Annotated in this window: 14 protein-coding genes; 2 read left to right on the forward strand and 12 right to left on the reverse strand. The window is 58.5% G+C overall.

Features of this window, described 5'->3' with window-relative positions; genetic code table 11:
- Positions 1-88: 88 nt before the first annotated feature.
- Positions 89-742 (reverse strand): COG3650 family protein, encoded by a 654-nt coding sequence (locus tag ACA049_RS06405; RefSeq protein WP_497333995.1) that lies wholly within the window; start codon positions 740-742, stop codon positions 89-91.
- Between the two features lie 181 nt (positions 743-923).
- Entirely contained in the window at positions 924-1,523 is a 600-nt protein-coding gene (locus tag ACA049_RS06410; protein WP_497333997.1) for a short chain dehydrogenase, read from the reverse strand.
- A gap of 105 nt (positions 1,524-1,628) precedes the next feature.
- On the opposite strand from ACA049_RS06410, the gene ACA049_RS06415 reads away from it, so the two are divergent.
- Entirely contained in the window at positions 1,629-2,543 is a 915-nt protein-coding gene (locus tag ACA049_RS06415; RefSeq protein WP_497333999.1) for a LysR family transcriptional regulator, read from the forward strand.
- Between the two features lie 148 nt (positions 2,544-2,691).
- Here the strand turns inward: ACA049_RS06415 and ACA049_RS06420 are convergent, their stop codons facing one another.
- From ACA049_RS06420 to ACA049_RS06460, 9 genes are all read right to left on the reverse strand, one after another.
- Positions 2,692-3,186 (reverse strand): DoxX family protein, encoded by a 495-nt coding sequence (locus ACA049_RS06420; RefSeq protein ID WP_497334000.1) that lies wholly within the window; start codon positions 3,184-3,186, stop codon positions 2,692-2,694.
- Positions 3,183-3,944 (reverse strand): HvfC/BufC N-terminal domain-containing protein, encoded by a 762-nt coding sequence (locus ACA049_RS06425; RefSeq protein ID WP_497334001.1) that lies wholly within the window; start codon positions 3,942-3,944, stop codon positions 3,183-3,185. The genes ACA049_RS06420 and ACA049_RS06425 overlap by 4 nt, the downstream gene beginning before the upstream one ends.
- Positions 3,941-4,795 carry an MNIO family bufferin maturase gene (gene bufB / locus ACA049_RS06430; protein ID WP_497334003.1) on the reverse strand — a complete coding sequence of 285 codons (855 nt, stop codon included), beginning with the start codon at positions 4,793-4,795 and terminating at the stop codon, positions 3,941-3,943. The genes ACA049_RS06425 and bufB overlap by 4 nt, the downstream gene beginning before the upstream one ends.
- A gap of 26 nt (positions 4,796-4,821) precedes the next feature.
- Entirely contained in the window at positions 4,822-5,130 is a 309-nt protein-coding gene (locus tag ACA049_RS06435) for a BufA1 family periplasmic bufferin-type metallophore (protein ID WP_497334005.1), read from the reverse strand.
- Between the two features lie 348 nt (positions 5,131-5,478).
- Positions 5,479-6,180 (reverse strand): ABC transporter ATP-binding protein, encoded by a 702-nt coding sequence (locus ACA049_RS06440; protein ID WP_109628304.1) that lies wholly within the window; start codon positions 6,178-6,180, stop codon positions 5,479-5,481.
- On the reverse strand, positions 6,181-6,948 hold the full coding sequence (livG, locus tag ACA049_RS06445; protein WP_109628305.1) for a high-affinity branched-chain amino acid ABC transporter ATP-binding protein LivG: 768 nt from the start codon (positions 6,946-6,948) through the stop codon (positions 6,181-6,183).
- Positions 6,945-8,201 (reverse strand): high-affinity branched-chain amino acid ABC transporter permease LivM, encoded by a 1,257-nt coding sequence (locus tag ACA049_RS06450; RefSeq protein WP_497334007.1) that lies wholly within the window; start codon positions 8,199-8,201, stop codon positions 6,945-6,947. Before ACA049_RS06450 ends, livG begins: the two co-directional genes overlap by 4 nt.
- Complete coding sequence (gene livH, locus ACA049_RS06455) at positions 8,198-9,121, reverse strand: high-affinity branched-chain amino acid ABC transporter permease LivH (protein WP_497334009.1); 924 nt, start codon at positions 9,119-9,121, stop codon at positions 8,198-8,200. The genes ACA049_RS06450 and livH overlap by 4 nt, the downstream gene beginning before the upstream one ends.
- A gap of 232 nt (positions 9,122-9,353) precedes the next feature.
- On the reverse strand, positions 9,354-10,481 hold the full coding sequence (locus ACA049_RS06460; RefSeq protein ID WP_497334011.1) for a branched-chain amino acid ABC transporter substrate-binding protein: 1,128 nt from the start codon (positions 10,479-10,481) through the stop codon (positions 9,354-9,356).
- 350 nt (positions 10,482-10,831) lie between these two features.
- Between ACA049_RS06460 and ACA049_RS06465 the strand changes: the two genes are divergently transcribed.
- The gene (locus ACA049_RS06465; protein WP_497334013.1) at positions 10,832-11,137 is read left to right on the forward strand and encodes a DUF2288 domain-containing protein; all 306 of its coding nucleotides are present in this window, start codon (positions 10,832-10,834) and stop codon (positions 11,135-11,137) included.
- Positions 11,138-11,457: 320 nt separating this feature from the next.
- On the opposite strand, the gene ACA049_RS06470 is transcribed toward ACA049_RS06465, so the two are convergent.
- The gene (locus ACA049_RS06470; protein ID WP_497334015.1) at positions 11,458-13,653 is read right to left on the reverse strand and encodes a hypothetical protein; all 2,196 of its coding nucleotides are present in this window, start codon (positions 13,651-13,653) and stop codon (positions 11,458-11,460) included.
- Between the last annotated feature and the right edge of the window lie 148 nt (positions 13,654-13,801).

A 13,801-nucleotide genomic window follows, 5' to 3' on the forward strand; every position in this document is an offset into this window, starting at 1 on the left:
ATCCGGTTCGCGGGGCGCACAACTGCGCCAAGGCGTTTGAAGGCGGCGATTATAAGCCCCAAACGCCGGTCCCGTGAGGCAAAAACGATCAGTCGTTACGCGAGCCGCCGAAATACCCGCAACCGCGCTGCACCTGGCCATCGATGCGCAGTTCGGCGCTCATGTGCTGGACGCTGCCGGTGCTGCTGTCGACGCAACGTTGCGGCGCAACCCACAGTTCGATGTGCTGGTTATTGGCTTCGGTGCTGAGATTGAAGCGACCATCGCCCAGCTGTTCTTCAACATACGGCACGGCCAGGGGCGGCTGCCCGGCGCGGTCGATGACCATGCCTTTGCCGCTGACCTTGACGTTCCACTCAGGTCCGTGGCCGGCAGCGCGCAGGATCAGCAGTTTGAAATTGGGATCGTCGCACGCGGTGCCCGAGCGTTCGACGCGGTACAGCTGCTCAAGATCGAGGCGGCTGTCGACGATTCGCCCACGCACGTCGGCGAACAGCTTGCCCTGGTCATCGGCGAGGGTCGCGGCCTCTTGCAGGACGCTGGTGCCGCCGCTGTCATTGACCACATAGCTGCGTTGTTCATTGCACGGCTGGAACAGCAACTTGCCGTCCGCCGCCGTCAGCTGACCCTGCATTCGAGTCTGGCCCACATGGGAGGCACTTTCGCGCTGGCCATCCAGCAAACTGCAGCCAGCGAACAGCGGAAGCAGGGCAACAAGGACTAAGGAACGGGCAACACGCATCTTTGGCTCTCCAGACAAGTGCCGCCACGTTACGCAGCCTGACCGTTCATCACAACCCCGACGATGTTCGATCTCCCGTAGGAGCGAAGCTTGCTCGCGAAGGGGCCATTAAATCCAGAATCGTCGCGAGTGACACATCGCTTTCGCGAGCAAGCTTCGCTCCTACGGGTAACGTGCCGATCTAGCCCACGTGAAAGGTCTGGCCTGTTTGCAAGCCTTCGACACTTTTTGCGTAAGCCAATGCCACATCCGCTGCGGGAGCAGGTTTGTAGCCACGGAAGTACGCCGCGTATTTGCCCATCGCTTCGAGCAGCACGGTCGGGCTGATCGAGTTCACCCGCAGGCCGCGAGGCAGTTCGATCGCCGCCGCACGAACGAAGCTGTCCAGTGCGCCGTTGACCAATGCTGCCGAGGCGCCGCTGCGAATCGGGTCGTGGCTGAGCACGCCCGTGGTGAAGGTGAACGAGGCGCCGTCATTGGCGAATTCGCGGCCGATCAGCAACAGATTGACCTGGCCCATCAGCTTGTCTTTCAGGCCCAGCGCAAAGCTTTCTTCGCTCATTTCATTCAGCGGCGCGAAGGTGACGTTGCCGGCGGCGCAGACCAGGGCATCGAACTTGCCGGTTTGCTCGAACAGTTTGCGGATCGAGGCGCTGTCGCTGATATCCACATGGTAATCGCCGCTGTTACGGCCGATGCGGATGATCTCGTGACGCTGGGACAGCTCCTTGTCGACCGCTGAACCGATGGTGCCGCCTGCGCCTATCAAAAGAATTTTCATCGTGTTGTTCCTCGAAGTGGTTGAACGAGGTTGCAGTCTAGAGTGGTTTTTTCTGTTGATAAGCGCGCTAATAGGCAACCTTTGGTTTTCAAATGGAAACAATCCATGAGCGAGATGGATGATCTGGCGGCGTTCGCGGTGTTGATTGAAGCGGGCAGTTTCACCCTGGCGGCGCAGCAATTGGGCTGCAGCAAGGGGCAGTTGTCCAAGCGCATCAGTTTGCTGGAAACACGCTTTTGCGTGGTCCTGCTGCAACGCACCACCCGCCGTTTGAGTTTGACGGCGGCGGGCGCGGCGCTGTTGCCACAAGCTCAGGCGCTGGTCGTGCAAGTCGAGAAGGCGCGACAGGCGTTGGCGCGGTTGAAGGACGACATGGCCGGGCCGGTGCGCATGACGGTGCCGGTCTCGCTGGGCGAAACCTTCTTTGATGGCTTGTTGCTGGAGTTTTCCGGCAAGTACCCGGAAGTGCAAATCGAGCTGGATCTGAGCAACAGCTACCGTGATCTGTCCCGCGACGGTTTTGATCTGGCGGTTCGTGCTGATGTCAGCAATGACGAACGCCTGGTTGCCCGACCGCTGCTGGCCTGGCACGAAATGACCTGCGCCAGCCCGGCCTACCTCGAACAGTACGGCGAGCCGCAGACGCCCCATGCGTTGGCCGAACATCGCTGCCTGCTCAACAGCCATTACAGCGGTCGCGAAGAATGGCTCTATCACCAGCAGCACGAATTGCTGCGGGTGCGGGTCTCGGGGCCGTTTGCCAGCAATCACTACAGCTTGCTGAAAAAAGCGGCGCTGGCGGGTGCCGGCATTGCGCGGTTGCCTTCTTACCTGCTGCAAACGGAATTGGCTGACGGGCGCTTGCGCTGGCTCCTGCGTGATTATCAGACGCGGAGCATGCCGATGTACCTGGTGCATCCGTATCAGGGCGGGCTGCCGAAACGCACGCAAGTGTTGGCGAACTACCTGATCGACTGGTTCAAGCGCAGCGGCGAGGCGCTGGATCGGCTCCAACGATAACCCTCATCACCCACACAAACCCTTGTAGGAGCTGTCGAGTGAAACGAGGCTGCGATCTTTTGATCTTGCTTTTAAAAAGATCAGGATCAAAAGATCGCAGCCTCGTTTCACTCGACAGCTCCTACAGGGGGCTGCATCGTCTGGAGTTCTAGCGGGAGAAGTGCTTGGCGATCAGGTGATCGATCGACAACTTGCCTGGCCCGGTCGTCATCAGATACAGCAACACCGCAGCCCAGGTGCCATGGGTTGGATAAGCATCGGGGTACACGAACAGCTGAATGGTCAGGGTCATGCCCAGCAAGGCCAGCGCTGAAAACCGTGTGGCGAAGCCGATCAGGATCAGCATCGGGAAGAAATGTTCGGCGAAGGCGGCCAGGTGCGCTGCCAGTTCCGGGGACAGCAACGGCACGTGGTACTCGCTCTGGAACAATGGGATGGTCGAGTCAGCCAGATGTGGCACGCCAAGGTGGAAGGAGCCGTCGAACAGGTCGATGGCCAGGCCTTCGACCTTGGTTTGCCCGGACTTCCAGAACACTGCCGCGATGGAGAAGCGCGCGATAAAGGCGATCAGGCTGTGGGGGATCATCTCCAGCAGCGCGATGGCGCGAACGATGGGGTTTTGTGATTCGGTCCGGATGTTCATGGCGATACCTTGTTGTTATGCAAGTAAGTGATGGCGTTGCGGCTAATCAGCAGCGCCAGGGTTTGGCTGAGATCAAAGGCGGGGGCGGCTTCCAATGCCTGCATCAGCGACTGTCCGTCTTGCAGGTTCTGGATGAACGCACTGGCACCCTGATCGATGGCAAAGACCTCGACCTCCAGACCGTTGCGCAACACCAGCGCGTTCTGACCATGGTTCAGATCAATCCCCGCCAGCGTCCCCTCGTGTTGATGCGCGGCCCAGATCGCGACCACCGCGAAAGCTGAATTCAACAGGTTGAGAGAGGGATGAAGTTCGACGGTGAGCTCACTCAGGGCTTGCTGGTCCGCGAGCGCTGCGCCGATCTGCTCCTGGCCGACAGGTTGCGCATCGGCTGCGTGATAGGCGATGACTCGCAGGCGCTCCAGCCGGGCGACATCGGCCAGATAAGGCACGCTGTCTGCGGGCGCAAAGCCTTCGATGAAGGCTGCGAAATCATGGCCATAGCCATTCATTAAAGGGCTGTGTGGCGGGCTGCCTTGCACATAGATCCCGGCCATGGCCCGGAAAAATTCATCGCCGACCAATTGCACAACAACGGGGTAGCTGTCTGCCAGCGCGTTGATCAGCGAGCCCTGCACATTGTTGCGATACACCGCAAAACGGCTGGCTGGATCGGCGCCATTGACACTGAATAATCCATCGGGGCAGGGGTGCTCCGGATCGAGCAGGGCGGCTGCGAAATCGGCGTGATTGCTCATGACCCTACCTCGGCGCACTGCAACAACTCATCGGCCTGACGCGCCTCGGCGTGCAACACGCTGAAGGCCGGCAATTGGTTGTCGCGTTCGATCAGCGTCGCCATCGGGCCGATGCGCTCCAGTACCTGCGCGTACAGCGCCCACACGGCGTTGTCGATGGGTGCGCCGTGATCGTCGATCAGCAGACGGTCACCGAGGCTGTCGGTGTCTTCGGCAAATCCGGCCAGATGAATCTCGCCGACGGCGTGGAGGGGCAGGGCGTCGATGTAGGCCAAAGGATCGCGTTGATGATTGATGCTCGACACATAGACGTTGTTTACGTCCAGCAACAACCCGCAACCGGTGCGGCGAATGACTTCGCTGATGAAGTCTGACTCATCGATCGTCGAGCGTTTGAACGCGAGGTACGTCGCCGGATTTTCCAGCAGCATTGGGCGTTTGAGCGTGGTTTGCACCTGGTCGATGTGTTCGCAGACACGGTTCAGCGTGGCGTTGTCATAGGCCAGCGGCAGCAGGTCATTGAGGAACACCGGGCCATGGCTGGACCAGGCCAGGTGTTCGGAAAAGGAGTGGGGTTGATAGCGCTCGATCAGCTCGGCAAGGCGTTGCAGGTGCTGAATGTCCAGTGGACCTTCGGCACCGATGGACAGGCCTACGCCATGCAGCGACAGCGGATACTGCTCGCGGATCAACCCCAGGTAGTGATGAAACGGGCCGCCGGCCACCATGTAGTTTTCGGCGTGGACTTCGAAGAAACCGATGTCCGGTTGCGAACCGAGCACTTCGCGGAAGTGCCCGGTCTTGAGCCCCAGCCCGGCGCGGGGCGGGAGCCCGAACGGTGAATGGTTCATGGTCGACACTCAGGCTGGGAGGCGGATCAGGCTTTGGCTTTGAAGGCTTCCATCTGACCGAAACCGGTCGGCGAGGTCTTGCTTTCGGTGGTGGCGCAGGTGCCTTTAGGAACCAGTTTCCAGGCGTTTGGCTGGAAGTCGGTTTTCGCGGTGCCTGCGCACGTGGTGCCAGCGCCAGCCGCGCAATCGTTATGACCTTTCATGGCCACGCCGAAACATTTTTCCATGTTGCTGTTGTCAGCGGCCTGGACGGTGGAGACAGCGGCCATGCTCAACGCAGAACCAAGGGCCAGAACCAGGGCGGTGGCGGACAGGGTGCGGGTGGTAGCAGTCATGATGTTTCTCCGTTGTTTGAGTTTTGGTAAGCCACGTTTGTGCTGGCTTACCCCTCTAGAGAAAGGTCATCGCGATGCGTTACAGCCAACAGTGGTTTTTTTTCAATGAGCAGCCGTAAGACCTCCACCACAACCCACTGTGGAGCTGTGTAGGAGCTGTCGAGTGAAACGAGGCTGCGATCTTTTGATCTTGTTCTTTAAAAAATCAAAGTCAAAAGATCGCAGCCTCGTTTCACTCGACAGCTCCTACACAGCTCCTACGAGGGATGAAGGGGTTTTTTTGTCATCAGGGTTTGTGTCGGGCACAAAAAAACGGCCCGAAGGCCGTTTTCTGTTTACCGCAAAGACTCAACCACCCAGATACGCTTCACGCACTTTCGGATCAGTCAGCAGGGCTTCGCCAGTGCCGGTCATCACCACTCGACCGTTCTCCAGAACGTAAGCACGGTCAGCGATTTTCAGCGCCTGGTTGGCGTTCTGCTCTACCAGGAACACCGTCACGCCATCCTTGCGCAGCTGTTCGATGATGTCGAAGATCTGCTGGATGATGATCGGTGCCAGGCCCAACGAAGGTTCGTCGAGCAGCAGCAGCTTGGGTTTGCTCATCAGCGCACGGCCGATGGCGAGCATTTGCTGTTCGCCGCCGGACATGGTGCCGCCGCGTTGGGCAAAGCGTTCTTTCAGGCGTGGGAAAAGTTCGAGAACCTTGTCCATCTGTTCCTGATAGTCGCCCTTGTTGGTAAAGAATCCGCCCATGGACAGGTTCTCTTCCACGGTCAGGCGGGCAAATACCCGACGACCTTCCGGCACGACCGCGATGCTTTTACGCATGATCTGCGACGAGTCCTGGCCGACGAGCTCTTCACCCATGTAGCGGATACTGCCGCTGTGGGCTTGCGGCGAACCGCAGAGGGTCATCAGCAAGGTCGACTTGCCGGCACCGTTGGCGCCGATCAGGGTCACGATCTCGCCCTGGCGGACTTCGACGTTGACGCTGTGCAGCGCCTGGATCTTGCCGTAGAAGGTGGAAACGTTTTCGAATTGCAGCATTTACGCTTCCCCCAGGTAGGCTTTGATCACTTCAGGATTGTCGCGGATCTGTTCCGGCGTACCGTCGGCCAGAGGCGTGCCCTGGTTGATCACGACGATGTGGTCGGAAATGCTCATGACCAGTTTCATGTCGTGTTCGATCAGCAGCACGGTGACGTTGTGCTCTTCACGCAGCATGCTGATCAGCGCCTTCAGGTCCTCGGTTTCCTTCGGGTTCAGGCCGGCGGCCGGTTCGTCGAGCATGAGGATCCGCGGGCGGGTCATCATGCAGCGGGCGATTTCCAGACGACGTTGCTGACCGTAGGCCAGGGTGCCGGCCGGACGGTTGGCGAACTGTGTGAGGTTGACCTTGTCCAGCCAGAACTCGGCGAACTCCATGGCTTCGCGTTCGCTTTTGCGGAACCCCGGGGTCTTGAACAGGCCGGACAGGAAGTTGGTGTTCAGGTGACGGTGCTGCGCGATCAAGAGGTTCTCGACCGCCGTCATGTCCTTGAACAACCGCACGTTCTGGAAGGTGCGCACCACGCCTTTGAGGGCGATCTTGTGGCCCGGCAGGCCTTCGATCGGCTCGCCGTCCAGCAGGATGCTACCACCACTTGGTTTGTAGAAACCGGTCAGGCAGTTGAACACCGTGGTCTTGCCGGCACCGTTAGGGCCGATCAACGCAACCACCTGTTTTTCTTTCACGGTCAGGGCCACGCCGTTGACCGCCAGCAAGCCGCCGAAGCGCATGCTCAGATTTTCGACTTTAAGGATCTCGCGGCTCATTTGCGCAGCTCCATGTGAGGACGTTGCATGGGCAGCAGGCCTTGAGGACGCCAGATCATCATCAGCACCATCAAGGCGCCGAACATCAACATGCGGTACTCACTGAACTCACGCATCATTTCAGGCAACAGGATCATCACCACGGCCGCGAGGATCACGCCCAGCTGCGAGCCCATGCCACCCAATACGACGATGGCGAGAATGATCGCCGACTCGATGAAGGTGAACGACTCCGGTGTCACCAGGCCCTGACGGGCAGCGAAGAAGCTGCCGGCAAAACCGGCGAATGCCGCGCCGAGGGTGAAGGCCGACAGCTTGATGACCGTAGGATTGAGACCCAGCGCACGGCAGGCGATTTCGTCTTCACGCAACGCTTCCCAGGCACGACCCAGCGGCATGCGCAGCAAGCGGTTGATCACGAACAACGCACCGAGGGCCAGCAACAGCGCAACCAGGTAGAGGAAAATCACCTTGTTGATCGAGTTGTATTCCAGGCCGAAGTACTCATGGAACGTCTGCATGCCTTCGGCCGCTTTACGTTCGAAGGTCAGGCCGAAGAACGTTGGCTTCTCGATGTTGCTGATGCCGTTCGGGCCACCGGTGAGACCGGTCAGGTTACGCAGGAACAGACGGATGATTTCACCGAAGCCCAGGGTCACGATTGCCAGGTAGTCACCGCGCAAACGCAAGACCGGGAAGCCGAGCAGGAAGCCGAACGTGGCCGCCATCAGGCCGGCGATCGGCAGGCAGATCCAGAAGCTCAGACCGTAGTAATGCGACAGCAGCGCATAACTGTAGGCACCGACGGCATAGAAACCGACGTAACCGAGGTCGAGCAGACCGGCCAGGCCGACCACGATGTTCAGGCCGAGGCCGAGCATCACGTAGATCAACACCAGCGTCGCGATATCCACCGCACCGCGCGAGCCGAAGAACGGCCAGACCAGGGCACCGGCGATCAGCGCAATGATGATCCAGCGCTGGGTGGTCGGCAGGGTCAGGAAGTTGCTGGCCTTGGCCGGAATCAACGGCATGCTTGGCGACGATCGCCAGGCGGAGCTGATCTGTTGATCGAACAACACACGCAGGAACATCAGCACCGAGCAGACGGCGATGGTGATCAGCGTTGCAGTGCTGGTGCCATGGACTTCGAGGTTGATGCCGACGATTGTCAGCTTCAGACCCAGTACCGGGTAGGCAACGGCCCACACCAGCAAGGCGCTGAACAACGCCTGTTTAAGATTCCTAGTCATACTTTCTCAACCTCCGGACGACCCAGCAGGCCGGTTGGCCGGAACAACAACACCAGAACCAGCAGGCCGAACGCGACAACGTCCTTGTACTGGTCGCCGAAGATATCGGCACCGAAGGCTTCTGCGACACCGAGCACCAGCCCGCCGAGCATGGCGCCGGGGATGCTGCCGATACCGCCCAGTACCGCAGCGGTGAAGGCCTTGAGGCCGACGAGGAAACCGGCGTTCGGGTTGATCACGCCGTATTGCATGCTCAACAGCACGGCCGCGATGGCCGCCAGGGCGGCACCGATGACGAAGGTCAGGGCGATGATGTTGTTGGTGTTGATACCCAGCAGGTTGGCCATCTTGATGTCTTCGGCACAGGCGCGGCAGGCGCGACCCAGGCGAGAGCGGGAGATGAACAGCGTCAGGCCGAGCATGGCGATCAACGTCACCACGAACACCACGATTTGCATGTAGGAAATCAGCACTTCATGTGCGCCACCTGGCCCGAAGGCAATGTTGCCGGGGATCAGGTTGGGGATGGATTTGTCCTTGGAGTCTTGCGCCAGCAGAACCGTGTTCTGCAGGAAGATCGACATGCCGATGGCGGAAATCAGCGGGATCAGACGGTTGCTGCCGCGCAGGGGGCGGTAGGCGATCCGTTCGATGCTGTAACCGTAGGCACTGGTCACGACGATGGTCGCGAGGAAAGCGGCGGTCATCAACAGCGGAACACTGTCGAGTCCCATCATTGTCAGCCCGGCGATGGCGATGAACGCCACGTAGGAGCCGATCATGTACACCTCGCCGTGGGCGAAGTTGATCATTCCAATGATGCCGTAAACCATCGTATAGCCGATGGCGATCAGGGCATACGTACTGCCAATGGTCAGACCATTAACCAGCTGTTGGAAGAAGTGATAGATGTCAGGCATTACAGCGCTCCTAAAAACCTGATACGCATTTCACTGGTGGAGTCATTTTCCCGCTCGAGCCCCGTGGATCTGCATCCACTTCGAACGCGAGGTTTGCCAGCGAACCGCTGATGACGGTTTTGAGATTTTCAGGTGGGGAGACTGGCGGATCACGCCAGCGCGGCCCAATACGTTCGTAAAACAAAGCCCACGGCACGCCGTGGGCTTTATTGGCAGTCAGTCAGGCAACGCCTTACTGAGGCTTGGCTTCAGTTTTTGGTTTGCCGAAGTGCCACTCGTAAACCACAAATTTGAAGTCTTTCAGGTCGCCCTTGTCATCGAAGGCCAAGTCGCCGGTAGGCGTCTTGAAGGTGCCTGCGTGGATGGCAGCAGCCACTTTGGCAGTGTCTTCGGACTTGGCAGCCTTGATGCCGTCAGCAATCACGGTCACAGCCGAGTAGGCCGGGAACACGAACGGACCGCTCGGGTCTTCTTTCTTCGCCTTGAACGCGTCAGCCAGGGCGATGTTGGCCGGATCCTGGTCGAAGGATTTCGGCAGGGTTACCAGCAGACCTTCGGAAGCGTCTTTGGCGATCTGCGAAATGGAGTCGTTACCCACGCCTTCCGGACCCATGAACTTGGCTTTCAAGCCTTTTTCCTGGGATTGACGCAGGATCAGGCCCAGCTCCGGGTGGTAGCCGCCGTAGTAGACGAAGTCGACGTTGGCTTGCTTGAGCTTGGCGATGATCGAGGAGAAGTCCTTGTCGCCGGCGTTGATGCCTTCGAACACGGCAACCTTGGTGCCTTTCTTCTCAAGAGTGGTTTTAACGGCGGTGGCGATGCCTTCACCGTATTGCTGTTTGTCGTGCAGAACAGCAACGATCTTCGGTTTTACGAAGTCGGCGATGTAGTTACCGGCGGCAGGGCCCTGGGCGCTGTCCAGACCGATGGTGCGGAACACCATTTTGTAACCACGGGCGGTGATGTCCGGGCTGGTGGCAGCCGGGGTGATCATGATCACGCCTTCGTCTTCGTAGATGTCCGAAGCCGGTTGGGTGGAGCTGGAACACAGGTGACCGACCACGAACTTGACGCCGTCGTTGACGACTTTGTTCGCTACCGCTACCGCTTGTTTTGGATCACAGGCGTCATCGTATTCAACGGCGACCAGTTGCTTGCCGTCTACGCCGCCTTTGGCGTTGATCTGTTCGATGGCCATTTTGGCGCCACTGAACTGCATGTCGCCGTATTGGGCTACAGGGCCGGTTTTAGGGCCGGCGATGCCGATCTTGATGGTGTCAGCTGCGAACGAATGGCTGGCAACCCCGGCCAGAACCATAGCGGCAAACAGTTTGGAAATCTGCTTAGTAGCCTTAGTCATAGTGCTCCACTCTTACTGTTGTAGTTTTTATAGTCCTGGCGCCGTAGCAGCAGAACCGGGTCAGATATCTTCGATATCCTCCGGAAAATGCCCCCGGCAACTGTACCGGTACAGTGTAGAGCGCCAATTGTTAGCCTGGGAAGCTGGCGCCGGGGGGCAAACCCTGAGGGTGTCGCTTTATTGAAAGAAAAAGACAGAATCGCGGCGGGATGTTAGCTGGCTAATTGCTTGATTCAGCAGCATTCCCTGGCTTTCCTGCTCTTTTCATTCGGTGACTCAATTGCATCCGGGTTTTTCTGCCAGACCACCGACGTTATCATTCGCGTCGATTTCTTTTCCGGACAGCGCCCATGAATCAAGAACCTAGCACCCTCTATGCCAAGCTGCTTGGTGAAACCGCATCTATTACGTGGAAAGAGTTGGAGCCCTTCTTCGCCAGGGGTGCCCTATTGTGGGTCGATCCAGGCCTGGATTTGATCGCCGCAGCAGAGGCCGTGGCGACGGACGAAGGCGAGAAAGTGGCTGCCTGGCTGGCTGCCGACAGGGTCGCCAAGCTGTCTGAAACGCGGGCGCTGGATCTTTTTGAACGCGACCCGGAGCTATGGGCTGTGGTCGTTTCACCGTGGATTCTGATCCAGGAAAGGGCGACGAGCTGACACCGCGCACTTTATTGGTGCGCCGAATGCGCAACTAAAAGTGTGTAGGTGAGTAGCGTGATGGCACGTTGCCGTAGAGAAAGGCCACAGAAGGGTCCTGGCGAGGGTGACGTAAACGTAACGGGAACAGTTTATTGAGCAGCCTTCGGGCTGCTTAATTGTTTCTGATTGTGAGTCAGACGGTGGGTTTTGTGGTGAATGTCAGACCGCCTTCGCGAGCAAGCCCGCTCCCACATTCAACCGTATTCCTTCTGAAGAAATACGGTTGAATGTGGGAGCGGGCTTGCTCGCGAAGGGGGCGACTCGGTACCGCGACTTGCTTAGAAAGTCTTGCCCGTATGGTTATTCAGCGAAATAACCTTGGTCTTGCCAATCCGGTGACGGTAGATCTCGCGCAGGTACTTGATCGCCTTCTTCACGCAATCGCGCGACAGGCGAATGTCGTTGATCGAGACAAACTTGTCCTTGTCGTTGATCAGCTCGCGGTACTTCTTCTCGTACATCGGTTTGATCGCGTACCAGTTGGTGTCGAGGATCTTCGCCGGGTTCTCGAACTCATTGAGCAAGTCGTCGATCAGGTCTTCGTCGAAGTCTTCATTGATGATGAAGTCCAGGATCGAGTTATCCAGCGTGTCGTCGAAACGGTACGGGTTTTTCGCGAAGCAACGCTTGATGAAGGCCACGATCAGCGTCAGGAAGTCGTCCGACAGGCACGGGCTCTTGGCGATCAGCGTGGTCAGCGACAAGTTGGCCGAAGCACCGATTACCAGCGCATAACGCTTGAGCGTGGTGTTCGGGAACAGGCTGTTGAGGTGGGTCTTCAACCGGTTCAAGTCCATGTAGGACAGCTTGTAGTCTTTCGGCAGCGAGACAATCGATACCACCGACGAGCAATTCTTGAAGAAGTGCAGGTCGTGCAACGCGGCCGCGTCGTAACCGGAATTCTTGTACTGCTCCAGCGAGGCGCGATAGCGCTTGGACTCGATCGGCAGCAGGCTGATGCCTTCGATCGCCTGGGTCACTTTGTTGAAGTGCGGCAGGTCGATGGAGCGGAAGAACAAGTCATCGATGTTCAGCCGCTGCGGCTCTTTCTCGAACACCTTGAATTTGTCGCTGCTCGGCGGCGGGGTTTCCGGCACCACGGATTCGGCGTAGGCAATCGCCACCGGGCCGGCCAGGCTCATGAACAGGTCGTTGGCATCGAGGCGAATGGTTTCGCCGATGTCGATGCCGGCGCGACGGAAATAGTTCTGGTCGTAGTCAGTCGTGACCGCTTGCGCCGTCAGAATGTTGAAGATCTGCTGCGAGATGTATTGGTTGGCGTGCTTTTCCATCGCGTTGACGTCGATGTTCTGAATGTTGCCGTCATCGCTTTCTTCGGCATAACGCATGATGTCGTTGGAGATCAGCATCATCGCGTTCCATGGGCGGATACGGCCCATGACGCTGGCTTCGCTGCTGTCTTCGTTGGCGAAGTTGTAGGAGAAGTCCCACTCTTCCGACAGGTATTTGCACAACAGGCGACCGGCGTTGATGTGCAGCGCCTCGGACATTTCGCTGCGGTGATCGGAAATGTTCGGCAGTACGCAGATGCCGCTGGTGAAGATCGGTTCGAAGACGAAGGAGTGACCGCTCTTGCCGTCGTGTTCATCCATCGGCTTGGTGTCGAACGTCTTGTTCATGTACGAGTGCTGCTGGGCCAGGCCGAATTCCGAGGCCATGCCCGAACCGGTACCGCCACCGGCACTGAAGATCGAGAAATACAGGCGCGACTGGTTGGCCTTGATCCCGCAGCTGTCGATCAGGTACGAGTGAATCATCTTCCAGTCAGGGCTGGAGAAACGCTGGGTGTCCTTGTTCAGGATGATCTTGGCCAGGTACTGGCCGAGGATCGGCGCGTTACCGGCGCCACCGGCGTGGACTTCCGACAAGTCCATGATCTTCATTTTGCTGTAGTCGCGCAGGAAGCCGCTTTTTTCGCCTTTGCGCGAGAAGCGGATGCGACCGGCGATGTCTTTGTCCAGGTCGCCGAGCATTACCAGCGGCTCGACCAGGAACACCGGTTTGGTGGCCTTGTTCGTGCCCAGGCGCAGGTTGTTGCGGATCCACTGCGCCGGGCTGTAGCCCTTTTCGGCGTAGCGTTTGTCCGGCGACAGACGGTCTTCGTTGTTGAATTCGTTGAGGTAGAACTTGCGGGCGTTGTACACCAGTTCCGCGACGTCCAGCGCAATGTTCGATCCGCAACGTCCCAGGCCGATCAGGCACACCGACGGGAATTCCTGGTCGTTGTGCTGTTCGTTGTCGCCTTCCAGGTGCGGTGGGCGCGGGAACACCATGTCGCGCAGGCCATCGAGGTTATCGAGGATGCGGTCGGTGTTGGTTTCGGTGAAATACAGGTATTGCTGGGTGCCCAGCGGACGAGACGGGATCAATGGCTTCGACGATGAGGGGCTGTTCGCCGCAGGGCTCAGTGTCAGGTCGGAAACCGTAGTGGCCGGATTATTTTTAGAAGTCATTGGGCGCCATGTACCTGGGCTGGTTGGCTCGGCGACACGGTGTCGTCGAACCTTCACGGAATAGGAACTCGCGACTTTATTCAGCGCGTATTTTGCCCAAGCGTCAGGGTCAAAGCCTGAGCGTCGCTCGGGGGAATCCTTTCCTTAG

The sequence above is a fragment of the Pseudomonas sp. LBUM1662 genome (genome assembly GCF_059695915.1).